The 23766-nt window shown below is 62.7% G+C and carries 24 protein-coding genes; 15 read left to right on the plus strand and 9 right to left on the minus strand.

All coding sequences use genetic code 11. From position 1 onward, the window contains the following. On the plus strand, window positions 1-386 hold a 386-nt coding region (locus EZI54_RS24875; RefSeq protein WP_207389276.1), incomplete at its 5' end, for a hypothetical protein. A 160-nt stretch (window positions 387-546) separates the two neighbouring features. On the opposite strand, the gene tyrS is transcribed toward EZI54_RS24875, so the two are convergent. Then, window positions 547-1749: a tyrosine--tRNA ligase gene (gene tyrS, locus EZI54_RS19225; protein ID WP_131483508.1), complete on the minus strand. Its 1203-nt coding sequence runs from the start codon at window positions 1747-1749 to the stop codon at window positions 547-549. Between the two features lie 301 nt (window positions 1750-2050). On the opposite strand from tyrS, the gene EZI54_RS19230 reads away from it, so the two are divergent. Next, entirely contained in the window at window positions 2051-3466 is a 1416-nt protein-coding gene (locus tag EZI54_RS19230) for an OapA family protein (protein ID WP_131483510.1), read from the plus strand. A 4-nt stretch (window positions 3467-3470) separates the two neighbouring features. After that, window positions 3471-4574, plus strand: coding sequence for an anhydro-N-acetylmuramic acid kinase (locus EZI54_RS19235; protein ID WP_131483511.1), 1104 nt, complete (start codon window positions 3471-3473; stop codon window positions 4572-4574). Between the two features lie 58 nt (window positions 4575-4632). Here the strand turns inward: EZI54_RS19235 and erpA are convergent, their stop codons facing one another. From erpA to argC, 4 genes are all read right to left on the minus strand, one after another. Beyond that, on the minus strand, window positions 4633-4986 hold the full coding sequence (erpA, locus tag EZI54_RS19240; protein ID WP_131483513.1) for an iron-sulfur cluster insertion protein ErpA: 354 nt from the start codon (window positions 4984-4986) through the stop codon (window positions 4633-4635). A gap of 68 nt (window positions 4987-5054) precedes the next feature. Beyond that, window positions 5055-5531, minus strand: a complete 477-nt coding sequence (locus tag EZI54_RS19245) for a bactofilin family protein (protein ID WP_131483514.1) — start codon at window positions 5529-5531, stop codon at window positions 5055-5057. Window positions 5532-5534: 3 nt separating this feature from the next. Continuing rightward, entirely contained in the window at window positions 5535-6278 is a 744-nt protein-coding gene (locus EZI54_RS19250; protein ID WP_131483515.1) for a DUF6776 family protein, read from the minus strand. 13 nt (window positions 6279-6291) lie between these two features. Next, on the minus strand, window positions 6292-7329 hold the full coding sequence (gene argC / locus EZI54_RS19255; protein ID WP_131483516.1) for an N-acetyl-gamma-glutamyl-phosphate reductase: 1038 nt from the start codon (window positions 7327-7329) through the stop codon (window positions 6292-6294). A 232-nt stretch (window positions 7330-7561) separates the two neighbouring features. Here argC and EZI54_RS19260 point away from each other — a divergent pair, with 232 nt between their 5' ends. From EZI54_RS19260 to EZI54_RS19290, 7 genes are all read left to right on the plus strand, one after another. Then, window positions 7562-9343, plus strand: a complete 1782-nt coding sequence (locus tag EZI54_RS19260; protein ID WP_131483517.1) for a chloride channel protein — start codon at window positions 7562-7564, stop codon at window positions 9341-9343. A gap of 6 nt (window positions 9344-9349) precedes the next feature. Next, entirely contained in the window at window positions 9350-9772 is a 423-nt protein-coding gene (gene hemJ, locus EZI54_RS19265; protein ID WP_131483518.1) for a protoporphyrinogen oxidase HemJ, read from the plus strand. A 25-nt stretch (window positions 9773-9797) separates the two neighbouring features. Further along, window positions 9798-10583 carry a bifunctional hydroxymethylpyrimidine kinase/phosphomethylpyrimidine kinase gene (thiD, locus tag EZI54_RS19270; protein ID WP_131483519.1) on the plus strand — a complete coding sequence of 262 codons (786 nt, stop codon included), beginning with the start codon at window positions 9798-9800 and terminating at the stop codon, window positions 10581-10583. Further along, window positions 10580-11233 carry a thiamine phosphate synthase gene (gene thiE, locus EZI54_RS19275; protein WP_131483520.1) on the plus strand — a complete coding sequence of 218 codons (654 nt, stop codon included), beginning with the start codon at window positions 10580-10582 and terminating at the stop codon, window positions 11231-11233. Before thiD ends, thiE begins: the two co-directional genes overlap by 4 nt. Further along, a complete protein-coding gene (gene hemL, locus EZI54_RS19280) occupies window positions 11233-12513 on the plus strand; it encodes a glutamate-1-semialdehyde 2,1-aminomutase (protein ID WP_131483521.1) in 1281 nt (426 codons plus the stop codon). The genes thiE and hemL overlap by 1 nt, the downstream gene beginning before the upstream one ends. Window positions 12514-12831: 318 nt before the next feature. Next, window positions 12832-13752: a lipase family alpha/beta hydrolase gene (locus tag EZI54_RS19285; protein WP_131483522.1), complete on the plus strand. Its 921-nt coding sequence runs from the start codon at window positions 12832-12834 to the stop codon at window positions 13750-13752. 240 nt (window positions 13753-13992) lie between these two features. Next, window positions 13993-14919, plus strand: a complete 927-nt coding sequence (locus tag EZI54_RS19290) for a DUF4382 domain-containing protein (RefSeq protein WP_131483523.1) — start codon at window positions 13993-13995, stop codon at window positions 14917-14919. Window positions 14920-14931: 12 nt separating this feature from the next. Here EZI54_RS19290 and EZI54_RS19295 read toward each other — a convergent pair whose 3' ends face one another. From EZI54_RS19295 to mrcB, 3 genes are read right to left on the minus strand one after another with little or no spacing between them, the layout of a single operon-like run. Then, window positions 14932-15831, minus strand: a complete 900-nt coding sequence (locus EZI54_RS19295; RefSeq protein WP_131483524.1) for a DUF4382 domain-containing protein — start codon at window positions 15829-15831, stop codon at window positions 14932-14934. A 50-nt stretch (window positions 15832-15881) separates the two neighbouring features. Next, window positions 15882-16430 (minus strand): tetratricopeptide repeat protein, encoded by a 549-nt coding sequence (locus EZI54_RS19300; RefSeq protein ID WP_131483552.1) that lies wholly within the window; start codon window positions 16428-16430, stop codon window positions 15882-15884. Beyond that, the gene (mrcB, locus tag EZI54_RS19305; protein ID WP_242674529.1) at window positions 16430-18775 is read right to left on the minus strand and encodes a penicillin-binding protein 1B; all 2346 of its coding nucleotides are present in this window, start codon (window positions 18773-18775) and stop codon (window positions 16430-16432) included. The genes EZI54_RS19300 and mrcB overlap by 1 nt, the downstream gene beginning before the upstream one ends. 198 nt (window positions 18776-18973) lie before the next feature. Between mrcB and EZI54_RS19310 the strand changes: the two genes are divergently transcribed. Genes EZI54_RS19310 through EZI54_RS19320 form a run of 3 tightly spaced genes read left to right on the plus strand, consistent with a single transcriptional unit; the run spans window position 18974 to window position 21271 of the window. Continuing rightward, complete coding sequence (locus EZI54_RS19310; protein WP_131483526.1) at window positions 18974-20533, plus strand: bifunctional aminoglycoside phosphotransferase/ATP-binding protein; 1560 nt, start codon at window positions 18974-18976, stop codon at window positions 20531-20533. A 52-nt stretch (window positions 20534-20585) separates the two neighbouring features. Then, on the plus strand, window positions 20586-20939 hold the full coding sequence (locus tag EZI54_RS19315) for a pentapeptide repeat-containing protein (RefSeq protein WP_131483527.1): 354 nt from the start codon (window positions 20586-20588) through the stop codon (window positions 20937-20939). Between the two features lie 2 nt (window positions 20940-20941). After that, window positions 20942-21271 carry a Rieske (2Fe-2S) protein gene (locus EZI54_RS19320; protein WP_131483528.1) on the plus strand — a complete coding sequence of 110 codons (330 nt, stop codon included), beginning with the start codon at window positions 20942-20944 and terminating at the stop codon, window positions 21269-21271. 2 nt (window positions 21272-21273) lie between these two features. Here EZI54_RS19320 and sfsA read toward each other — a convergent pair whose 3' ends face one another. After that, window positions 21274-21984 carry a DNA/RNA nuclease SfsA gene (sfsA, locus tag EZI54_RS19325; protein ID WP_131483529.1) on the minus strand — a complete coding sequence of 237 codons (711 nt, stop codon included), beginning with the start codon at window positions 21982-21984 and terminating at the stop codon, window positions 21274-21276. Window positions 21985-22367: 383 nt separating this feature from the next. On the opposite strand from sfsA, the gene dksA reads away from it, so the two are divergent. Next, complete coding sequence (dksA, locus tag EZI54_RS19330) at window positions 22368-22808, plus strand: RNA polymerase-binding protein DksA (RefSeq protein ID WP_131483530.1); 441 nt, start codon at window positions 22368-22370, stop codon at window positions 22806-22808. 51 nt (window positions 22809-22859) lie between these two features. Next, window positions 22860-23744: a tRNA glutamyl-Q(34) synthetase GluQRS gene (gluQRS, locus tag EZI54_RS19335; protein ID WP_131483531.1), complete on the plus strand. Its 885-nt coding sequence runs from the start codon at window positions 22860-22862 to the stop codon at window positions 23742-23744. Window positions 23745-23766 lie beyond the last annotated feature (22 nt).

A 23766-nucleotide genomic window follows, 5' to 3' on the forward strand; every position in this document is an offset into this window, starting at 1 on the left:
GTCAACCGTTATTTTTCAGCGCTTTCCGCTACTTCCGAAAACCGCCGAACCGGGCCGGCTGCCCGTTCAAGGTGGCGCGCATTCTACACGGCTTTGCCACCCTGTCAACCGTTGCCCTGAAGAATCCCGAAACTCGAAATCCCAAACCAAAACAATCGGTTACCTTTCGATTTCGGCCCCGCCTCTGTGGCGGGCCCCTCGAAAGAGATGCGCATTCTACAGACCCCAGCGGGCCTGTAAAGCCTTTTTTGACGCTTTTTTCCCAGCGTCTCGGTTTTCCGATACGCACTGATCAAACCACAACCAGAAACGCCGCAATCCCGATCAACAAACAACCAGGATCAGTGGTGCATCGTCACGCAGCCGATCACCTTACTCTCTGTTAGATGAGGTCATCCCTCCGCCAACTCAATACACCTGACTAAAGAAAAGGCCATGCCCGAACCGGGCATGGCCTTTTCCACATCCATAGAGACCGGAGTCGCGAATCCGCTCTCTAATCATCAGCCATTGGCCGACTCGACCGGCTGATGCCTGTCCCGGTACTCAATCGACGATCACAACCCGGGCAATTTTCTTCTTGCCTGCCTGGATCACGAAGTCCTCGCCTTGCCCGAACATTCGCTCGTCCTTAAGCTGCTCGCCGTTGATATAGACGGCGCCACGCCCGAAGACGTCTTTGGCGGCCTTACCGTTCTGAGCCAGTCCGGCTTCACGAAGCAGCGAGACAATATGGATACTGTCCCGCTCTCCCAGTGACACCGACACCTCAGGCACATTCTCGGGAATTTCACCGAGAGCAACCTGGTTGCCCGCCGACTTGTGTGCATTTTCCGCGGCTTCCTCGTCATGGAAGCGGGCAATGATCTCTTCCGCCAGAATTCGCTTGTAGTCCTGGGGATTAGCACCACCTTCCACGGCCTTGCGGAATTCGCCGACTTCAGCCAGGGGGCGGAAGCTCAGCAACTCGAAGTAGCGCCACATCAGGTTGTCGGGAATCGACAGGAGCTTGGCGAACATCTCGCCAGGTGAATCGTTGACGCCCACATAGTTACCCAGCGACTTGGACATCTTCTGCACACCGTCCAGCCCCTCCAGGATCGGCATGGTCAGGATGACCTGCGGTTCCTGACCATATCGGCTCTGGACCGTGCGCCCCATCCCCAGGTTAAAGCGCTGGTCCGTCCCACCCAGTTCGACATCGGCTTCCAGCGCCACGGAATCGTAGCCCTGCACCAGCGGGTAGAGGAATTCATGGATTGCGATCGGCTGATTCCCCTCATAGCGTTTGGAGAAATCGTCCCGCTCCAGCATCCGGGCCACGGTACTCTGTCCGGCCAGACGAATCATGTCCGCAGCGGACATCCTGTTCATCCAGGTGGAGTTAAAGGCCACGGTCGTTTTCTCGGGGTCCAGAATCTTGAAGACCTGCTCTTTATAGGTCTGGGCATTCTGTGACACCTGCTCCGGCGTCAGTGGCGGACGGGTAGCACTCTTGCCAGTCGGGTCGCCGATCATGCCGGTAAAGTCGCCGATCAGGAAAATCACTTCGTGCCCCAGATCCTGGAACTGGCGCAGCTTATTGATAAGGACGGTGTGACCGAGGTGAAGATCCGGCGCCGTGGGATCGAAGCCCGCCTTGATACGCAGACGACGGCCGGACTTGAGCTTCTCGATCAGCTCATCCTCGGGCAGGAGATCGTCAACGCCACGTTTGATCAGCGCCAGGGCATCATCGATTGCGGTCATTCATCCTTCCTCTATTACCAGTCGGTTTTAACAAAGCTCAACACAACACATCAGAGCGTTACCTGCAGACCTGATACAGTTCACACTGTTCAGTTTTTAGCCATTTCATACTAGTGTTTGCCGCTTTGGCCGGCGCGGGCGCCGCATTATATCAAGCTCGCCCTGCTTTCGCCGGTCGCGATTTGTACCGCCCGAACCGTCAGCAAAGGCTGTTGCCAGCGGTTTGGCATGCACTATACTTCGGACTAACTTTAACTATTCGGCACAACATTCAGTTGCGTCAGGGAAAACAGGTTTCAACGTGCTCAAAACATTCCCCAAAAAACACCTGATCGCTGCGGGCACGCTCAGCGCCGTTGTCGGCTTGGCTTTTATGGCCAGCCCCGGCGACCCCGCCGAAGCGGGCCGCACGTCGATTTCACTCAACCAGGCCGACGCCAGGCCTGACGAGGTCAAACAGACCGAAGCTGCACCGCCGCCCGTAACGGCAGCCGAACCTATACACCAGGACACTTCGGCCCCGACCGAGGAGCCGAAAGAGATTGCCAAAGCCAACCCGCCGGCGCAAGAGACCTCGCCGACCGCACAGACCAGCGTTGAACCTCAACTGGAGTGGCAGCGCTTCACGATCAAAAGCGGCGACTCGCTAACCACTCTTTTCAAGAAAGCCGGATTCGACAGCGGCCTGATGTTCTCCGTTATCCACGGCGACGGCGACGCCAGCCAGCTCGAACGCCTTTATGCCGGTGAGTCCATTGGCTTTGCCCAAGACGGCAACGGCGAACTGCAACAAGTGAAGCTGACCCGGAATCGCCTGGAATCCCTGCTTATCGAACGCCAGGGTGACGGCTTCACCGGAACCATCCTCAAACGCGAACCGGAACCCCGCCCGGTCTACCGCCACGGCGTGATCGACGACTCCCTCTACCTGTCTGCCCGCGACGCCGGCCTCAATGACCGTCTGACCATGGAGATGGCCGACATCTTTGGCTGGAACATCGATTTCGTCTACGACATCCGCAAGGGGGACAAGTTTGAGGTGCTCTACCAGGACCTGTACCTGGACGACAAGCGGATCGACACCGGCGACATCCTGGCGGCCAAGTTCATCAACCGCGGCAAAGAGACCGTCGCCCTGCGCTACACCGACAAGAACGGTGATACCGACTATTACACTCCCGATGGCCACAGTCTGCGCAAGGCCATTCTGCGGACGCCGATCAATGCCCGCGTTTCCTCGCCGTTCAACCTACAGCGCCGGCACCCGGTGCTGGGCGTCGTTCGCCCGCACGAAGGCACGGACTATGCTGCGCCACCGGGCACGCCGATCAAGGCCGCCGGAAACGGCCGTATCGTGTCTGCGGGCTGGAAAGGCGGGTACGGCCGTGCGGTGGTGATCCAGCACGGCGACAACATTTCAACGCTCTACGCCCACATGCGCGCCATTGCCAAGGGCATACGCAGCGGCGTCCGGGTCAAGCAGGGACAAACCATCGGCTACCTGGGTTCATCCGGCCTGGCAACCGGCCCGCACCTGCACTACGAGTTCCGGATCAATGGCAAACCGCGCAATTCGCGCACCGTCAAGCTGCCCGATGCCAGCCCCGTTCCCAAGGCAGAGATGGCCCGCTTCCAGGCCCAGACCCAAACCCTGCTGACCGCACTCAACGAGGCACGCGGCGAGCGCCAGATCGCCCTCGGCCCGGAAAGCGAGTGAATCGATGACAGAACCCGCCTACATCGGACTGATGTCCGGCACCAGCATGGATGGAATTGATGCGGTGCTGGCGTCGTTTCCCGGTAATTGCGTGGAAATCCATGGCACCTTCTCGCTCCCCTACTCGGATACGCTCCGCCAGCGCCTGACCCGCGCCTGTCAGAACCAGTCGACCCCCGATGAGGTCGGCGAACTGGACCATGAGCTGGGTGTCCTATTCGGCGATGCCGCCAAGGGAGTTATCGAGGCCACTGACCTGCCCCGTTCAGTCATCGCGGCCATCGGCAGCCACGGCCAGACCATCCGGCACCAGCCCTCGGGCAAAATGCCGTTCACCATGCAGATCGGCGATCCCAACCTGATCGCCGAAGCCACCGGCATTACAACCGTAGCCGACTTCCGCCGGCGCGACCTGGCAGCAGGCGGTCAGGGCGCGCCCCTGGTACCCGCTTTTCATCGGGCTTTCTTTGGCGACGACCGGGCGAACCGCTGCATCGTCAATATCGGCGGCATTGCCAACATCACCTGGCTCCCCCACGCCCAGCCGGATCAGGCGCTGGGATTCGACACCGGCCCGGGCAATGCGCTGATCGACGCCTGGTGCCTCAAGCAGACCGGTCGCCCTTATGACGACAATGGCCACTGGGCGAGCACGGGTGAGATAAACCAGGCGCTGCTGAGCGACATGCTCAGCGATGCCTACTTCCAGCGACCGGCACCCAAGAGTACCGGTAAGGAACGATTCAATCTCTCCTGGATCGAGACCGTCATTGCGCGCCATACCGGCGTTCCCGCCAACGATGTCCAATGCACGCTGGTCGAGCTGACGGTACGCTCGCTGGCGATGCAGCTTCCGCAAACCCGCGACGTGACGTTCTATGTCTGTGGCGGCGGCGCCCGCAACCGGTTCCTGATGGATCGACTGCGCACCGCACTGCCGGAAGCCGCCGTCGAGACCACGGCTGAACTGGGCGTAGATCCACAATGGGTCGAGGGCGTCGCGTTTGCCTGGCTGGCCAAACGCACGCTGGAACAGCAGTCCGGCAACCTGCCGGCCGTGACCGGTGCGCGGGGGAAGAGGATCCTGGGGGCAATCTACCAGGCCTAGAACACAAAAAAGGCCCGCAACCGTCGGGCTGCGAGCCTTTTCCAATCACCCGACCGTTCTAGATCGAGAACGATGATCCACAGCCACAGGTTGTGGTGGCATTGGGGTTCTGCACGAGAAACTGCGCGCCCTGCAACCCTTCCTGATAGTCGATCGTGGCCCCAATCAGGTACTGATAGCTCATCGGATCGACCAGCAGCGTCACGCCATCCTTCTCGATGATGGTGTCATCCTCTTCCTGGGCTTCATCGAAGGAAAAGCCATACTGGAATCCGGAGCAACCGCCGCCGGTCACAAAGACACGAAGCTTCAGATCGGGATTTTCCTCTTCCTCGACCAGCTCCCGAACTTTGGCCACAGCGTTGTCGCTGACGAACAGGGGTGTGGCTATCTGTTCCTGAACTGCACTCAAGGGTCGCCTCCTGGGTTAAACAAAACCAGCTACCGGTGGATTATCCAATTCCCGACTAAAACAGTCAATTATTCAGACCGCTCCTCCGCGGATTCGGATTCGGCGTCGGCTTCGCTCGGCGATGCCGGATTGGCCTCCAGCGCCTCCCGCGACTGACGCAGCAGGCCGACCGGCTCCTTCTGGTGGACCAGGTTGCCGTTGACTTCGGCCCCCATCGCCATCTGGATCAGACTGTAATAGACATTACCGGTAATGGAGGCCTTCTGGGCCAGTTCAAGGTGCTCGGACGCATAAACATCGCCATGCACGGTACCATTGATGATCACGTGCGGCGCGACGATGTCGCCCTCCACCGAACCGATCTCGGATACCCGCAGGATGGCTGCACCCCCCTCCTCGGCTATGACTTTTCCTCGAATGCGGCCATCCACATGCAGGCCGCCGGAGAATTCGACATCGCCGGAAATCGCGGTCTTGCTGGAAATCAGGGTATCGAAATGCCCCGTGGTTGGCTTACGCGATTTCTGCTTCTTGTTGCCGAGCATGTCTTATTTCTCCATTACCGATTGCCATTCAAAGGTTCGTTCAGTCTGGGTCGCCTTGCGCCCCTCGGCTTTTGCCACCACCTGGACCTCCAGTGGTTCAAAGCCCTTGGGTAGCGTCATGACACCCTCAATATCCTGGAAATACCGGTAACGGAACCGGATGCCCAGATTTTCAATATCCTTCGACAGGTCTCGTAAGGCGATCACCTGCCGCTCCCCCTCCTGTTCGCCGATGACATTGACCGCCACATCGCCAGCAATATAGCTGCGATTGTCGCCGACCTGCGTCAGGACAAGCTTGAATCGGACCGCCTGGTCACCCGGGCGGCGATTCAGCTCCAGGCGCTGGATCGTCAGCCCGTTATCCGATTCCGACGGCGCCATGATGTTCTTGTAGAACGTCAGATCCGCCTTGACCGAACCGAGCCGGTCCTCCAGCCGGGAGATCGTGTGCCTGGCCTGCGCCAGGGCCTGCTGATCGATCTTGCGACCGCGCTCCAGGTTGATCAACTGCTGCTGGAGATCCGTCTGCCGGGTCCGCATCTCCGACAGCTCGCCACTCAGATCCGGCCCGGGCCGGGCCTCCGTGGTAAAGCGGAAGCCACCCTGGGCCATTCCCGCGAGATACCCCACCCCGGCAAAGACCAGGCTCACGACCAGCAGGATCAGCAGTCGCTTGAAACGTCGCCCCGGCTGGTAGCGGACGACAATGTACTCACCTTCCTTTTTCCTGCGATTGGAAGCCAAAAGCCGGCCCCCGTTACGGCAGCAGGGCCGGCGCCGCCAGCCCCGCCGTTTCTTCGAGACCGAACATGATGTTCATGTTCTGGACGGCCTGCCCGGCCGCGCCCTTCACCAGGTTATCGATCACCGAGGAGACGATGATCACCGGGCTGTCTTCCTGGCGGTGCAGGGCCATCCGGCAATGGTTGGCGCCACGCACGCTGCGGGTTTCGGGATGCGCCCCGAAAGGCATGACATCCACGAACGGCTCGTTCGCATAACGCTTCTCGAAAAGCCCCTGCAGGGTGTCGAAGGACACCGGGTCACGCACCTCGGCGTATAGCGTCGCTTCGATGCCGCGAATCATCGGCAGCAGGTGCGGCACGAAGGTCACACCGACCCGGCCGCCGGCGGCCAGTTCCAGCCCCTGGCGGATCTCCGGCAGGTGCCGATGGCCGGAGGCTCCGTACGCCTTGAAGCTCTCACCGATCTCGCCGTGCAGCATACCGATCTTGCCCTGGCGGCCAGCGCCGCTGGCCCCGGACTTGGCATCCGCCACCAGGTGGGCCGGATTGACCAGACCACTTTCCAGCAGCGGCAGGAAGCCAAGCTGGACAGCTGTCGGGTAGCAGCCGGGGTTGGCCACCAACTGCGCCTCGCGAATCTGCTCCCGGAAGACTTCCGGTAGTCCGTAGACGGCTCTCCCGGCCCATTCGGCCGACTCATGGGGCATGCCGTACCATTTGGCCCAGACGTCCAGGTCGCGGATCCGGAAATCGGCGGACAGGTCGACAACGCGGGTGCCGGCCGCAATCAGACCCGGCACCATCCGCATCGCAACGCCATGGGGCGTGGCAAAGAAGACCAGGTCGCACTGGGCAAGGGTGGCCTCATCGGGCTCGGTGAAGGCCAGATCGTAGTAGCCGCGCAGGTTCGGATACATGTCGGCCACCGGCTGCCCCGCCTCGGATCGCGAGGTAATCATCGCCACTTCCACCTCCGGATGGGTTGCCAGAATCCGCAGCAGTTCCACACCGGTGTAACCGGTCCCGCCGACAATACCTACCTTGATCAATGTGCTGTCCTCCTCGCTGCCCCCGGGTCGGGGCGCCCTTCTTGAATCGGTCGACAGTCTAACATGATATTGGTCAGGCTTTTGGCACGCTATGTAGCGCCAATTACAATACAATAAGTCATTGTTACGTTTGACATACGCACGGCACCCGGCGCCCGCCAGCCACTCCCACAACCCGAACAGGAAGGCCTCATTGGCAGCCGGGACGCCCCTACAAAAGGCATCCCCACGCATGAGCAAACTGAGGCAACGCATCGTCGACGAGCTGATTCCCATGTTCCGTAGACGCTTGTCGGGCGTTGATGCGCTGCCCCAGCTCGCCATCCTCGGATTGCTTTCCGGCATCGTCACCGGCCTCGTTATCCTGCTGTTCCGCCTGGCCATCGAATGGCCGCTGGCCGAATTCCTGCCCGGCGGCCACAACGAATCGTTCGAGAGTCTCGACCTGCTCGCCCGCGGCCTGCTGCCACTTTGCGGTGCCCTGCTGCTGGGCCTGTTGATGCACCGCCTGGTCATTTCCGATCGCAAGGTGGGCGTGACCTATGTGATGGAACGCCTCAACTATCACCAAGGCTACATTTCCCTGCGCAGCGCCATCGTCCAGTTCATTTTCGGCGTGGGCACCGTGGTTTCGGGTCAGTCCTCCGGCCGGGAAGGTCCGGCGGTACACCTGGGGGCGGCCTTCTCCAGCCTGCTGGGCCAATGGATGAAGCTACCCAACAACAGCATCCGCACCCTGGTGGCCTGCGGCTGCGCGGCGGCTATCTCCGCCTCCTTCAACACGCCGATCGCTGGGGTGATCTTCGCCATGGAGGTGGTAATGATGGAATACTCCATCGCCGGCTTTACTCCGGTGATCCTGGCTTCAGTGAGCGCCGGCGTCGTCACCCAGGCGGTCTACGGCTCGGCCCCGGCATTCACGGTACCGCCGCTGACCATGAACTCCCTGCTGGAAATTCCCTGGATCCTGGTGATTGCCGTGGTGATCGGGGTGGCCTCGGCGGGGTTCGTCCGGCTGCTGGTGCTGTCCACCCGTTTCAACGACAAGCCGATATTGCTGCGCATGGCGGTGGCGGGCCTGCTCATGGTGCCGGCGGCGATTCTGGTACCGGAGATCATGGGCATTGGCTATGACACCGTCAGCGAGACGATCCATGACCAGATTCCGCTCCTGCTGCTGCTCGCCATCGCGCTGACCAAGCTGGTCATTACGGCGATCACCATCGGCCTGGGCATGCCCAGCGGATTGATCGGCCCGACGATCTTTATCGGCGCGACCCTGGGCGGCGCCATGGGTCTGGTGGGCGCCGCGGTGGCGCCGGACGTCGCCTCCAGCACCGGGTTCTACGCCATGCTGGGCATGGGAGCGATGATGGGCTCGGTCCTGCAGGCGCCCCTGGCCGCACTGATGGCGCTGATCGAACTCACCCGCAATCCCAACATCATCCTGCCCGGCATGCTGATCGTCACGGTCTCCAGCCTGGTGGCCAGCGAGGTATTCGGGCAGCGCTCGATCTTCCTGTCGGTCCTCAAGAGCCAGGGACTGAGCTACCAGAACTCCCCCGTCATCCAGGCATTGCGGCGGGTGTCCGTGGGCGCCATTATGGAACGCAGCCTGCGCCGCGTGCAGCGTCGCATCGGCCCCGAGACGGCCCGGGAGATCCTCAAGGCGGAGCCCCGCTGGCTGGTGGTTGATGGCCAGAACGGGCCCACGGCCCTTCTGCCTTCAGTGGACCTCGCCCGCTACCTGGAGGATCATGCCGAGGTGCTGCAGCCGGATCCGGAGGATCCCGAGAAGGCCCCCGAGATCGACCTGATGGAAATTCCGGCCAACCGGCGGGACCTGGCCCCCATTCCATACCAGGCAACCCTCGAGGAAGCGATGGCCCAGTTCAACGATACCCGGGCCGAAGCGCTCTACGTGCAGCGTCACGTGGCACCCATGATCCAGCGGATCATCGGTGTCGTGCTGAAATCGGAAATCGAACACTACTACCAATACCGTAAGGAATAAGCTTTCATGCTCTGGGTTAAAGCCTTCCACATCATCGCGGTGGTGTGCTGGTTCGCGGCCATCTTCTATCTGCCCCGCCTGTTCGTCTACCACGCCAGCTGCGAGGATGAGGCCGGCCGGGAACGCTTCAAGATCATGGAGCGCAAGCTGTACCGCGGGATCGGCACACCGTCGATGGTTGCGACCATCGTGCTCGGCCTGTGGCTGGTCAGCTACAGCCCTTCGACCTATTTAAGCCAGGCCTGGCTCCATGCGAAACTGGCGCTGGTCGCGTTGCTGGTGGTCTATCACTTCTATTGCGGCCATCTGGTCAGGGTTTTCCGGGACGATGCCAACCAGCGAAGCCACGTGTTCTATCGCTGGTTCAACGAGCTGCCCGTGCTGATCCTGGTCGCCGTGGTGATCCTGGTCACCGTCAAACCCTTCTGATCCTCTGGGAAAGACAGGTCACGTTATGCACCAACGCCCTCACGTACTCATCCTCTCGGGCCTCGATCCGTCCGGCGGTGCCGGCATCCAGGCGGACATCCAGGCCGTTACCGCGCTGGGCTGCCACCCGTTGCCGGTGATCAGTTGCCTGACGGTCCAGGACACCCGTAATGTCTACGGCGCCGAAGCCATCGATCCGGCCCTGATCCGCCAGCAGTTGGATTGCCTGGCCGGGGATGTACCGATCCACGCGGTGAAAACCGGTGCGCTGGGCAGCGCGGCGATCGTCGATGTGCTGGTGGACTTCATGCAGTGCCGCCAGGACATCCCGCTGATCGTCGATCCGGTGATCAAGGCGGCCGGCGGTGGCGACCTGGCGGACGACCACCTGGTCCAGGCCATGACCGAGGGCCTGTTCCCGCTCGCTGACGTCATTACCCCCAACGGCATCGAACTGGCCCAGCTCGGCCATGACGACGACACCGAAGCCGCCGCCAGACGGCTATTGGAAGCCGGCTGCCCTGCGGTTCTGGCGACCGGCGGCCACGGCACCGGGCCACAGATCATCAACCGGCTGTTCCGCACCGGCACCGATACACAGGAATGGCGCATTGACCGGCTGGGTGGTGAATACCACGGGTCCGGCTGCACCTTGGCGGCCGGCATCGCCGCCGGTCGTGCCAAGGGCCTGCCACTGGAGGATGCCATTGAACGATCCCAGTATCTTGTGGCCCGGGCCATCGACCAGGCGTTGACAGTAGGCAAGGGCCAGCCGGTGCCGGATCGCAGTGTGGCGATGGTGTCCTCATGAGCCCAAGGGATGCGCTGCGGCCGGGCCTCTACGCCATCACCGATCCCGACCTGTTACCCGGTGATCGACTGGTACCGGCCGTCGAGGCCGCCATCCGCGGCGGCGCGGTCCTGGTCCAGTACCGCGACAAAGAGGCCACGGAAACCGAGCGCCTGGCCCGTGCGCGGGATCTGGTCAGCCTCTGCACCGACAATCAGGTTCCCCTGCTCATCAATGATGACGCCGCCCTGGCAAAGCGGGTGGGCGCTGCTGGCGCGCATCTCGGCCAGGAAGACGGCAACCTGGCCGAAGCCCGAAGCCTGCTCGGCCCGGAGGCCATACTCGGCAAGACCTGCCACGCCAGCCTGGAACTGGCCCGGGCCGCCCGCGACGCCGGCGCCGACTACCTGGCCTTTGGCCGCTTTTTCCCGTCGATGACCAAGCCCGGGGCACCGGCCGCAACGCCGGACATCCTGCAACGGGCGCAGTCGTTGGGACTTCCCCTGAGTGCCATCGGCGGCGTCAGCCTGGAAAATGCCCCGTTACTGATTGCCAATGGCGCGGACCTGCTGGCCGTCATCGGCGGCCTGTTTGGCACCGACGACATCGAAGCCCGCGCCCGAGCCTTTACCGATCTTTTTGCCAAGACCACCGAACAGGAGCTTTCCTGATGACCCAGTCCGAAACCCTCTTTGAAAACGCCCAGCAGTACATCCCCGGCGGCGTCAACTCGCCGGTGCGTGCGTTCAAGGGTGTCGGCGGCACCCCGATCTTTATCAAGACCGCCAAGGGCGCCTACCTCTACGACGAGGACGATAACCGCTACATCGACTTTATCGGCTCCTGGGGACCCATGATTCTCGGCCATCGCGACCAGCGGGTGATCGATGCCCTGCATGCCCAGATCGACGTGGGCGTGGGCTACGGCGCGCCGACGGCCATCGAAACCGCCATGGCCAAGAAAATCTGCGAACTGGTGCCGTCCATCGACCTGGTACGGATGGTCAATTCCGGCACCGAAGCCACCATGAGCACCATTCGCTTGGCCCGCGGCTACACCGGCCGCGACAAGATCGTGAAGTTTGAAGGCTGCTATCACGGGCACGTGGACTCGCTGCTGGTCAAGGCCGGTTCCGGTGCGCTGACCCTTGGCGTGCCCAACTCCCCTGGCATTCCCGCCAGCCTGGCCGAGCACACCCTGACGGTGCCGTTCAACGACATCGAGAGCGTGCGCAGGGTGTTCGCCGAAATGGGCGACGAAATTGCCGCGGTCATCGTCGAGCCGGTGGCCGGCAACATGAACTGCATTCCGCCGGTCCCGGGCTTCCTGGAAGGGCTGCGCAACGTCTGCGATCAACACGGCAGCGTGCTGATTTTCGACGAGGTCATGACCGGCTTCCGCGTCTCGCTGGGCGGCGCCCAGGAACGTTTCGGCGTGACGCCGGACCTGACCGCGCTGGGCAAGGTGATTGGTGGCGGCCTGCCCGTGGGTGCCTTCGGCGGCAAACGCGACATCATGTCCCACATTTCGCCGCTGGGCCCGGTCTACCAGGCCGGCACCCTGTCAGGGAACCCACTGGCGATGCGGGCCGGACTGACCACGCTGGAGGCCATTTCCGAACCCGGCTTCCACGATCGCCTGACCGAGAAGACCAACACCGTGCGGGATGGCTTCAAGCGCGCGGCCAATGCCGCCGGCGTGCCGCTCGTCGTACAGAGTGCCGGCGCCATGTTCGGTTTCTTCTTTACCGACCAGAACCAGGTGAACTCATTCGAGGATGTCATGCGCTGCGACGCGGAACGCTTCGGTCGCTTCTTCAACGGCATGCTCAAGGAAGGCGTCTACCTGGCGCCCTCGGCCTTCGAAGCCGGCTTCACCAGTGCGGCGATGAGTGACGAGGATATCGAGCACACCCTGACCGCCGCCCGCAAGGTCATGGAAACACTGTAACCCGCAGGGTGGCCGGTCCCGCCGGCCACCTTCAACCTTGTCACACCGGGCCAGTTAAGCGACCTGCATCACATCCCCGCCTCCCGGGCCTGCCCCGCCCAAGCATGACGACTTTCTTTGCTGAATACTGACGGTGTCCGTCAAAGCAGTCTGCGACTGTCTCTCCACGCGATCAGCGGGTATCAACGGCTTCCGGCCATTGTCCCTGCGCGGCCGGACAGAGACCGTCCGTAGTTTGACCCGATCGTTCCCGTCCGCCCGGGACGGGAACGATCCCGGAACAAAGACAACAACAATCAAACGGTAGGAACGACGACAATGAAACACTGGCTGAAGCTGTTCACCCTGGCGGGTGTGCTGGCGTGGTCCATGCCGGCTGCGGCCTGGTGGTGGGACACCACGCCCTCCGACTACGCGAAGACACGCTACCCCATCGTCCTGGTCCACGGCATGTTCGGGTTTGACGACATCGCCGGCTATGACTACTGGTACGGCATTCCCGAAGACCTGAGCGACAACGGTGCCAAGGTCTTCCTCACCCAGGTTCCGGCGCTGGACACCTCCATCGAGCGCGGCGAAGCGCTGCTGCCGCAGATCGAGGCGATCGCCGCGGTGTATGGCAAGGTCAACCTGATCGGCCACAGCCACGGCGGCCCCACTGCCCGCTACGTGGCCCGTGTCCGTCCGGACCTGGTGGCCTCGGTCACGACGGTGGGGTCTCCCCATAAGGGCTCGGCTGTCGCGGACCTGATCACCGGCTCGCCGATCGAGGGTCCGGTGGCCGGACTGGCCAATGCGCTGGGCGGGCTGATCGACCTGCTGTCCGGTGGCGGCTATGACCAGGACTTCAGTGCCAGCGTGGCCTCCCTGTCGACGGAGGGCAGTGCCGAGTTCAATGCGTTCGCGCCGGCCGGCATTCCCACATCGGCGTGCGGCGAAGGGGCCTACAGCGCCAATGGCATGCGCTTCTATTCCTGGGGTGGCACCGGCCACCTGACCAACGCGCTGGATCCATCCGACGCCCTGCTGCTGGTGACCGCGGCCGCCTTCGGCACCACAGCCAATGACGGCCTGGTCGGTCGCTGCAGCAACCACTTCGGCAAGGTCATCCGCGATTATTACTTCATGAATCACCTGGACGAGGTAAACCAGGCCCTGGGTCTGCACAGCCTGTTCGAAACCGATCCCAAGACGGTCTACCGGCAACAGGCCAACCGTCTGAAAAACGCGGGCCTCTGACCCGCCCGGACCGGCAGCACCGGGTGGCTGCCGGTTTCCTTCCCTCCCGACGGAATCCCTCTCGTTATTTCAAACGTAGACGCTGTTGTTAAACGATCGTAATTTTGGGGACGGAACTCCCGTAATGTCGCATGCGTTACAAATAGGAAAGTAACGTAATGACGGGTATATCGAGCCAGTCCACAGATGACCCGCCGTTGCGACGCATAACAACATCGAATGGTGAGAGGGAGAAATCCAATGAAAAAGAAGTTCTTACAGGGTTTCGCGATCACCGCCATGACGGCCGCGCTGGCAGCCTGCGGTGGCGATGGTGGCAGTGACGAGGCAGCTACCGGGACGGTGTCGGTCGGCATGACGGATGCTCCCGTCGATTCGGTCCAGGAAGTCAACGTCACGGTCACTGGCTTGGTGCTGCAGCCCGCAGGTGATGGCGGTGAGCGCCGTACATTCACGCTTGATGAGCCGGCCCACATCAACCTTCTCGACCTCCAGAATGGCGACATCCAGCAGCTCGTTACCGACGAGGAAGTGGTCGCGGGCGACTACAGCTGGATGCGTCTTGAACTGGCCGACGATACCATCGATAACTTCTCTGTCGTCCCGGATGGAGGCGGCGAGCATCCGCTGACAGTGCCGTCCGGCCAGCAGCGCGGGCTGCAAACGTCCGGCTTCACCGTCCCGGCGGGTGGCGTCGTCAACTTCACCATCGACTTTGATGTCAGGAAGTCACTGACCGAGAAGAGCGGCAACGAGTACATCCTGCGCCCAACACTGCGCCTGACGGACAATTCCGAAGTGGGCAAGATCTCAGGTTCGATTGACAGCACACTGGTCTCAATCGCATGTGCTGATAACCCAACCGAGATGGGCCCGAGCGTTTACGCGGGTAACGTCTACATTTACACCGGTGAGGATGCCACGGTGGACGACTACGGCAGTGACAATGAACCCTTGGTCAGTGTCCCCGTTGATGCTTCATCCGCTGACAAGACCTACACCGCTGCCTTCCTTCCGGAAGGTAACTACACCGTGAGTTACTCCTGCGATATCGAAGACCAGGACGCGGACGGCAATGAAGTCGACGAGGACATCACGTTCTACGGTACCCAGAACGCCACCGTCGCCGCCGGCGAAACTACCACGGTTGATTTCGTCAGCCCCTAAGTATAGCGATAACTACTCCAGATCGAGGTCGGTATCATCACCGGCCTCGACCTCCACATTCACCGGATCGAGGAAGGACAGGGACTCGTTCGCCTCGACATCATCCTTGCCGCAGCTGTAACTCACCGTGTAATCCCCTTCATTGAGCAGCGACGCCTTGTAGCGAAAGGTGCCCGGATTAATCCGGTCGGTGACCGGCACTGCCGCCACCGGTTCCGTTGCGCCCCCCAGGTCGTCGGGCTCCACGTCCGCCCCTTCGTAGACATACACCAATCCGGCAAAGTCACCAACGCTGGTGCAGTGTGTCTGGAGAATGGTCGACTCGTCGACCGTTCCGGAGATGGAACCGACATTGTCGTCGTCAACCAGGCGCAGGACCGGTTTCAGGAAATAGGTGGACGGATTGAGCGTCGGGGCCACCACGGATTTGCGGACATCGAAATCCAGGGTCATGGACACCGACTTGTTGTCGGCCACGCTGAACCCCGCGTTAACCTTGAGGCCGGACTGGTCGCCGGAAGGGATGACCAGTCCGTAGGTGCCGCCGTTATCGCCGGTGGCGTACTGGTCGCTGCTCTGCTGGCTCAGGATCAGGCGGACCCATTCATAGCTGTCCGCCGGCACACTCTCGTCATTGAGCAGGGTTTCCACGTCACCGTTCTGCAGATCCAGCAGGTTGATCGGCTGCGGGTTGTCGAAGTCGACGGTGAAGCTGTCGCCGTCCGATGGTTTGAGCTCGACGCCCTTGACGGTAATGACGACCGCCGTCAGGTCATCCACCGGCGCATCGGCCAGCTTCAGCGTCAGGGAGCCTTCCTTGTCGGAGCCGATGGTGCCGAATTCCCATTCACAGCCACCCAGGCCCGCCAGGGCCGTTGCCATGGCCACAAAGAGCCACTTCCGCTTGTGCATCCCCCCCCCTTAGCCCCAAACGTGCCGGACGGATCCATCCGGCGGGATGCCTACAGTGCGGCCGCCCGGGCCTCGGCCTGCTCGGCACCCGCCACGTTACCGGAGGCCCGGCGGATGTCCGCCAGCATGTGCCAGCCGGTACGCTGGAGTCCGGTATCCGAACCGGCCAGGGACAGCCCTTTCAGGGCAAACTGCTCGGCCTTGCCCAACTGGTTTTCCGCCTTGTAGGCGTAGGCCAGCTTGAAATAGACCTTGCTGGAGCGCGGTGAAATCCGCTGGGCCCGCTCGAGCTGGCTGATCGCCGCCCGGGTATCGCCCTCCGCCAGCATCACGTCCGCTTTCCGGACCAGGCTGGCGGCGGCCGGAGACATGGCTTCGCTCTGGTCCTGGTAGCTCGGCGCCGGCTTACGGGGCTCGGCCGGCGGCTGCGGCTGCTCCGACGCCCGCGGCGCGGTTTCCGGTTCGTTGGCCGCCGGCGGCGGAGGCGCCTCATCCTGTGACTGTCCAGCCGGCACATAGATGGGGCCACCCGGCCCGCTGGCGCAGCCTGCCAGCAAGGTCATACCCAGGCACAGGCCGGGGAGCAGACGTTTATGCATCATTGAAAGAGTCCTTCAAACCAGCTCCGGACCTGACGCGTCAGGTCTCCGGAGCAATTCACCGTATCTTTGGGCTCGCTGCCGACGATAAAGGGCACGAACCGCGCGTTGTCACAGGATTCACTGGTCAGCGCCTGCTGTTTTCCGTCCACCCATTCATACTTTACATCACTCGGCACGACGGGTGAGAACCCATACTGGGGAATCCGGGACATGATGTTGGCCCACACCGGCAAGGCCCCGGTGGCGCCGGTCAGGCTGGTCGGGCCGTTGTCGTCCCGACCGACCCAGGCCACCGTCACCAGGTCGCCGCTGAAGCCGGCAAACCAGCTGTCACGGCCGTCGTTGGTGGTGCCGGTCTTGCCTGCCAGCCCCAGGTCGGAAGGCAGGTAACGGTAGGCGGAACGGCCGGTTCCCTCACGCATTACCTCCTGCATCGCATACTGCACCAGATGAACCGCCGCCGGGTCGACCACCTGATCCACTTCCAGCCCGTAACGGGACAGGATCCTGCCGTCGGCGGTCATCACCTCGCGGATGGTGCGCAGCGGCGTGTTGAAACCGGACGTGGCCAGCCCCTGGTACATCGACGCCACCTCGACCGGCGACAGGTTGATCGCCCCCAGCAGCATCGACGGGTAGCTCTGGACCGGCGAATCAAGCCCCAGCTTGTGCAGGTTGTCGATCACCTCGTCGACGCCGACATCCAGCCCCACCCGGACTGTGGCCAGGTTGTAGGACTTGGCCAGCGCCCGGTGCAACGGCACCAGGCCGTGGGATTCGTGCTCGTAGTTCTCCGGCGACCAGCGGCGGCCGTCGTCGAATACCAGCGTGAAAGGCTCATCCTTGACCGGCGTGATCAGCGTGTACTTGTCCGGATGGCTCAGGGCCGTCAGGTAAATGAATGGCTTGATCAGCGAACCGATCGGCCGGCGCGCATCAACCGCCCGGTTGAACCCGGCAAACTTGGGCTCCCGACCGCCCACCAGCGCCAACACCTCGCCACTGTCCCGCGAGGTGACAACCGCCGCCGACTCCAGTGTCTTGTCCTTGCCGCCGCCATCGAGCCGATCCAGCGTCTTGCGCACGGACTGCTCGGTGATGCGCTGGATCTCCGGATTCAGGGTGGTAAAGATCCGCAGGCCGGCGCTCTTCAGGTCCTCGTCCTTGTACTCCCGGGCCAGGTGACGGCGCACCAGGTCCAGGTAGGCCGGGTAGCGGGCGTTGCTGTAGGACGGCTTGTTGACCACATCCAGGCCGCGCTGTTTGGCTTCGGCAATCTTGTCCGCCGGTACCTTGCCGGTCTGCGCCAGCAGGTCCAGGACGAGGTTTCGGCGCGCCAGCGCCCGCTGTGGGTGGCGACGCGGATCGTAGTAGCTGGGCCCCTTGATGATCGCCACCAGCAAGGCCACTTCATGCAGGTCCAGGTGACTGAACGACTCCCCGAAATAGAACTGGCTGGCCAGCCCGAAACCATTGATGGAACGCGAGCCCGCCTGCCCCAGGTACACCTCGTTGAGATAGGTCTGGAGGATTTCCGGCTTGTCGTAGTGCAATTCCAGCAGCATGGCCATGATGGCCTCGTTGCCCTTGCGCACCAGCGTCTGCTCGCGGCTGAGATAGAGGTTCTTGACCAGTTGCTGGGTCAGCGTGCTGCCCCCCTGCACCACATGGCCGGCCCGGAGGTTGGCCCACATGGCGCGTGCAATCGACAGCGGCGCGATCCCCCAGTGTTCGTAGAAGTCGCGATCTTCCGTGGCCAGCAGCGCCGGCACGAAATAGTCCGGGGCATCGGACAGCTTGATCAGGATGCGGTCTTCCTTGTGGGCCGGATAGATCCCGCCGATCTGTATCGGCTCCAGGCGCACCACCGGCGAATCCGGCCCTGCCGTCACCCGGAACTGCTGGACGCGATCGCCGCTGATACTGAATCGCAGCCGGCGGGCCGGCTCCTCGCCATCGGAGAAACGGAACGCGCGGGTGTAGATTTCGAACGTACGACCGTTACGGCTGTAGGTGCCCGGTTCCCGGGCCGAGCGGACCGGCGTATAGCCCAGTTGCGACAGTTCGTTACCCAGCCCCACCGTGGTCACGGCGGCGCCATCGTAGAGCTCCAGCGGGCGGGCGTAGACCCGCGAGGGAATTTCCCAGCGGCGTCCCTCGAATTTCGAGGTCACCACAGCGTCCAGGTAAACCGTCCAGCCCGCCAGCACCACGAGCCCCACCAGTCCCAGGCGCCAGAAAACACGCCAGAACCGGGCGCGGAAACCCTGCTTTTCCGGGGATTTACGTTGATTTTTCTTACTTTTACCGCGACTGCGGTTTTTCGGGGATGATTTGGCCATGGCGCGCATTATAACCAGACCGCCTCACGGGAAGACCACAGGTTGTGAAACTGTAATACAGGGCGTTGTTGGCAGATCCGGGCCGCCATGTCCGGTTTGCGCCGTGGCTTTCTGTGAATCGCCCACTGTCATTTGGGGACTGGGACGCTATCATAGGCGGCGACACGTCAAAGCCTACCCGATGCCAAGGAGAGACCCGTGAGCAATGACCTGATCCGTGCCCTTCAGGATCCCGCCCGCTATGACCATCCGGTGGACGAGTTCAAGGTCCTGGAAACCCACATTTCCTGGGTCATCCTCACCGGCCCCTACGCCTACAAGATCAAGAAACCGATGGACTTTGGCTTTCTCGACTTTTCATCCCTGGATCGCCGCAGGCATTTCTGCGAGGAGGAGATCCGCCTCAACCGTCGTCTGGCGCCGGATCTGTATGAAGCCGTCGTCCCCATTACCGGTAGCGCAGACGATCCCGCCCTGGGTGGTGACGGCGAGCCGTTCGAGTACGCCATCCGCATGCGCCAGTTCGACCAGGCCAACCTGCTCGACGCCATCCAGGAAAAGGGCAACCTCACCAGCGACGCGATGAAGGACCTGGCACGCCAGGTGGCCGAGTTCCACCGGGAGCTGCCGCGGGTGCCGGACGACAAGCCCCTGGGCACACCGGAGGCGGTCTACGCGGCGATGCAGGAGAATTTCGACCAGGTGCGCCCGCTGCTGGACGATCCGGAGCTGCTGAAACAGGTGGATGAGCTGGAAGCCTGGACCCGCACCACCTTCAATCGCCTGGAAGACCGGATCGCCCAGCGCCGGGCCGACGGGTACGTGCGCGAATGCCACGGCGACCTGCACCTGTCCAACATCACCTTCTACGAGGGTGAGGTCACGGTCTTCGACTGCATCGAGTTCAACGAACCGTTCCGCTGGATCGATGTGATCAATGACATCGCCTTCCTGCTCATGGATCTGGAGTCCCGTGGCGAAAACCGCCTGGCCATGGATGTCCTGAACACCTACCTCGAATACAGCGGCGACTTCGATGCCCTGCCCCTGCTGCCGCTCTACAAGGCCTACCGGGCGATGGTGCGCGCCAAGATCGCCCTGCTCACCCGGGGCAACGACGGGCTCAGCGAGGCCCAGAAGGCCGGCCTGCTGGATACGTTCCGCACCTATGCGCAACTGGCCGACAGCTACGGCGCCTGCCCCAACCCCTACCTGCTGGCCACGACCGGCCTGTCCGGCAGCGGCAAGACGGTGGTCAGTGGCGCCCTGGCGCGGGAGCTGGGCCTGGTCCGACTGCGCTCGGACGTGGAGCGCAAGCGCCTGCATGGCCTGGATCCGCTGGCCAGGAGCGGCTCTGGCGTCGGCACCGACATCTACAGCGCCGAGTCCACCCGGAAGACCTATGACCGTCTCGCCGCCCTGGCGCATGAACTGCTGCTATCGGGATGCCCGGTCATCGTCGACGCCGCCTGCCTCAAGCACGCGGAACGGGCGCGCTTCAACGAGCTGGCGGCCGAGCTGGGCATGCCGTTCGCGCTGATTGATTGCCAGGCACCCGAGGCCCTGCGCCGCAAGTGGATCCGGGCCCGCAGCAACGATGCCTCCGAAGCGACCGAAGCCCTGCTCGACGAGCAGATGAGCTGGCTGGAACCGCTGGCCGAGGATGAAAAGGGCCACACCGTCCACGTGCATACGGAAGAGGACCAGGTCGCCGAGAGTCTCGCCGACCGCATCCGCAGCCATTTTGCGCTCGCCTAGGCGGCAGGCGACACTACACTGATGACAATCCCATGAGACAGGAGTCGGCTCCATGGAAGACAACGTACGCGTGCTGGATCACCCGCTCTACCAGACCCTGCGCAACGAGAACATCCAGGCGTTCAACGAAGCCAAGGCTGGCCTGGACAACTACCCCAGCTTCTCGCACGGAGACTTCCGCGGCCTGGATCTGCGAGGTATCGACGTCGATGGGCTCGACCTGAGCCACGCCTACTTCCGTGGGGCCGACCTGCGCGGCATCGACTTCAGCAACGCCAACCTGGAAGGCGCCAGCATCGCCGGTGCCAAGATATCCGGCTGCCTGTTCCCGATCGCACTGCACGCGGACGAGATCGTCATGTCGCTGAACCACGGCACGCGCATGCGCTACAACATCACCAAATAGGCATGACGGCAACCCTCACCCTGCCCGACGACCTGGCGGACAACGAATGCCGCCAGTTCGACCTGCCCGGCGAATCCCACAGCGCTTTCGTGATCCGCCATCGCGGGCAGGTCTATGCCTACCGCAATGCTTGTCCTCACCTGGGCATCGCCCTCAACTGGCTGCCGGATCAGTTTATGGATCCGGACCGGTGTTTTATCCAGTGCGCCAACCACAACGCGCTGTTTACCGTGGATGACGGCCACTGCATCACCGGTCCCTGTGCCGGCGACACGCTCACCCCGCTGCCCGTGGCAAGGCGCGACGGAAAGCTGGTGATCGATATCGCCTGAGCTCAGTCGAGCACCACCGGCAATGGCGTCTCCAGCGCCAGCGAGGTGGGGCTGAGGGCGGCCCGCCAAGCCATGATCTCCACCCCTCTGCCGGCGGCTTCACGCAACAGCCGGCCATATTCCGGATCGATGTGATCCGCCGGAGCCACGCTGTCCACGCCGGTGTGATTGACGCAGAAAAACAGCACGGCGCGCTCGCCGGCCGCGGCCTGGGCCATGAGCTCCCGCAGGTGCTTCTGGCCGCGGGTCGTCACGGCGTCCGGGAAGTAGCCCCGCCCGTCTTCACCCAGGGTCACGTTCTTGACTTCCACCCAGGCATCGGGCCGATTGGCATGGCCGGACAGGTGCAGATCGATCCGGCTTTTCTCGCTGCCGTAACGCACTTCGCTACGCACCGCCGTATAACCGGCCAGATCATCGATCCGCCCCGCCTCGATAGCCGACTGGACCTGTCGGTTGGGCCGGCTGGTGTTGATCAGCGCCAGCGTTTCCTGCGCCACCTCCACCAGTTCCCAGGTGTACTTAAGCTTGCGTTTGGGATCGTCACTGTGGGTCAGCCAGACCCGGCTGTCAGGCCTGGCGCACCCCAGCATGGAGCCCGTGTTGGGGCAATGGGCCGTCACCACCTGGCCATCGCCCAGGGTCACGTCCGCCAGGAAGCGCTTGTAACGTTTGATCAGCCGCCCTTCGATCAACGGCGCGGAAAATTCCATCGGTCTATACTCCTGAACGGTCCGGCGACGGCTCCGCGGCCTGTCTGCAGCCAGCCCGACCTACCCGGATCCATTTAAAATCAGCAACCTATCATACCGGTTTAGCCAGCCGACGACACCGTTGGCACGACCGGCTCACGGGACTGGCGCGGCCCCATTGAATCTGCTATTTTCCGCAGATTCATTGAGTCCCGCCGCCGGCCTGAGGCAAGGGGCGAAGGCACCCGTCAAAAGATGCTACGCTGAATACTCAGGCAAAAAGGCCGGGACGGGTGACAGGAATCCGGGGTGACTGCTACGGCAGCCGCCATGCCCTTAAGGCCAGGCCTCCGGACCCGCGGTGGTCGGAGCCTCCTTGAAGTTTAGAGAAGAGGCTGGTTTCTATGCCGAATATTGAAGAGAAAGCCCGCGAAAGATTCACCAACTTCACGCCTTACGAGATGAAGAAAGGCGAGGAGTACATGAGTGAGGACATGCTGGAGCACTTCCGTCAGCTTCTGCTCAAGTGGAAGCAGGAGCTGATGGAAGAGGTTGACCGTACCATGCATCACATGCAGGAAGACGCGGCCAACTACGCCGATCCCAGTGACCGGGCCACTCAGGAAGAGGAATTCAGTCTGGAGCTGCGGACCCGCGATCGGGAGCGCAAGCTGATCAAGAAAATTGACCAGACCATCGATCGCATCGACAAGGACGACTACGGCTTCTGCGACCAGTGCGGCGTCGAGATTGGCACCCGCCGCCTGGAGGCCCGTCCGACCGCGACGCTCTGCATCGACTGCAAGACCCTGGCGGAAATCCGCGAACGCCAGACCGGAATCTGATCTGGCCTCCCCGAGGCGCCGGGCGAGCTTCGTCCGGCGCGCTGCTGCCCCATGACCTCCAAGTATCGCGGCCGCTTCGCCCCCTCACCCACCGGCCCCCTGCATTTTGGTTCCCTGGTCACGGGGCTTGCCAGCTACCTGGAAGCACGCACACGTACCGGCACCTGGCTTGTCCGTATTGAGGACCTCGATCCCCTGCGCGAACCGCCCGAAGCCGCCGGTCAGATCCTGCGCAGCCTGGAGCGTCATGGCCTGCATTGGGACGAGGCCGTCCGCTTCCAGTCGGAACGGCACGACGCCTACGCGGCGGTTATCCGGCAACTGCTCGCCGACGACCGCGCCTATTGCTGCACCTGTTCCCGCAAGGAACTCAGCGCCCATGGCGGCCAGCACCCCGGCGACTGCCGCAACCGGAAAGCGGTGCCGGAAGCGCCCCACGCGGTCCGCCTGAAGCTCGAGGACTGCACCCTCAGTTGGCAGGACCGGCTGCTGGGCCCCCAGGCCCAGGTACTGCGCGCGGAGCGGGACGACCCGGTGCTGCAGCGCAAGGAAGGCTTCTACGCCTACCAGTTGGCGGTGGTGGTTGATGACATTGACCAGGGCATGACCGACATCGTTCGCGGCTCGGACCTGCTGGAAACCACCGCCGCACAACTCAAGCTGTTCGACTGGCTGGGCGCCCCGGCGCCCAGCTACCTGCATATCCCGGTGATCCTCAACGCCACCGGGCAGAAGCTGAGCAAGCAGACCTACGCCCCGGCGCTCGACGACAGCCGACCGGTCGAAAACCTCTGGCAGGCACTTCAGGCACTGGGGCAACAACCGCCGGAAGACCTGCTGGGCGCGGCACCGGGCGCTATACTGGAATGGGCCCGGACGCACTGGTCAGCCAAACGCCTGCCGCTGCAGTCCAACCTGGCACCGGCGTCCGCCTGACAATACAAGGGGTTGCGTGGTA

Origin of the sequence: Marinobacter halodurans, from assembly GCF_004327985.1 — a bacterium.
GTDB lineage: Bacteria > Pseudomonadota > Gammaproteobacteria > Pseudomonadales > Oleiphilaceae > Marinobacter_A > Marinobacter_A halodurans.

Excerpts from the sequence above, each read along its gene's own strand:
- tyrS (WP_131483508.1), bottom strand. The coding sequence starts at position 1,749 with ATGACCGCAATCGATGATGCCCTGGCGCTGATCAAACGTGGCGTTGAC.
- EZI54_RS19235 (WP_131483511.1), top strand. The coding sequence starts at position 3,471 with ATGACAGAACCCGCCTACATCGGACTGATGTCCGGCACCAGCATGGAT.
- EZI54_RS19245 (WP_131483514.1), bottom strand. The coding sequence starts at position 5,531 with ATGCTCGGCAACAAGAAGCAGAAATCGCGTAAGCCAACCACGGGGCAT.
- EZI54_RS19260 (WP_131483517.1), top strand. The coding sequence starts at position 7,562 with ATGAGCAAACTGAGGCAACGCATCGTCGACGAGCTGATTCCCATGTTC.
- hemJ (WP_131483518.1), top strand. The coding sequence starts at position 9,350 with ATGCTCTGGGTTAAAGCCTTCCACATCATCGCGGTGGTGTGCTGGTTC.
- thiD (WP_131483519.1), top strand. The coding sequence starts at position 9,798 with ATGCACCAACGCCCTCACGTACTCATCCTCTCGGGCCTCGATCCGTCC.
- thiE (WP_131483520.1), top strand. The coding sequence starts at position 10,580 with ATGAGCCCAAGGGATGCGCTGCGGCCGGGCCTCTACGCCATCACCGAT.
- hemL (WP_131483521.1), top strand. The coding sequence starts at position 11,233 with ATGACCCAGTCCGAAACCCTCTTTGAAAACGCCCAGCAGTACATCCCC.
- EZI54_RS19285 (WP_131483522.1), top strand. The coding sequence starts at position 12,832 with ATGAAACACTGGCTGAAGCTGTTCACCCTGGCGGGTGTGCTGGCGTGG.
- EZI54_RS19290 (WP_131483523.1), top strand. The coding sequence starts at position 13,993 with ATGAAAAAGAAGTTCTTACAGGGTTTCGCGATCACCGCCATGACGGCC.
- EZI54_RS19295 (WP_131483524.1), bottom strand. The coding sequence starts at position 15,831 with ATGCACAAGCGGAAGTGGCTCTTTGTGGCCATGGCAACGGCCCTGGCG.
- EZI54_RS19300 (WP_131483552.1), bottom strand. The coding sequence starts at position 16,430 with ATGCATAAACGTCTGCTCCCCGGCCTGTGCCTGGGTATGACCTTGCTG.
- mrcB (WP_242674529.1), bottom strand. The coding sequence starts at position 18,775 with ATGGCCAAATCATCCCCGAAAAACCGCAGTCGCGGTAAAAGTAAGAAA.
- EZI54_RS19315 (WP_131483527.1), top strand. The coding sequence starts at position 20,586 with ATGGAAGACAACGTACGCGTGCTGGATCACCCGCTCTACCAGACCCTG.
- EZI54_RS19320 (WP_131483528.1), top strand. The coding sequence starts at position 20,942 with ATGACGGCAACCCTCACCCTGCCCGACGACCTGGCGGACAACGAATGC.
- sfsA (WP_131483529.1), bottom strand. The coding sequence starts at position 21,984 with ATGGAATTTTCCGCGCCGTTGATCGAAGGGCGGCTGATCAAACGTTAC.
- dksA (WP_131483530.1), top strand. The coding sequence starts at position 22,368 with ATGCCGAATATTGAAGAGAAAGCCCGCGAAAGATTCACCAACTTCACG.
- gluQRS (WP_131483531.1), top strand. The coding sequence starts at position 22,860 with ATGACCTCCAAGTATCGCGGCCGCTTCGCCCCCTCACCCACCGGCCCC.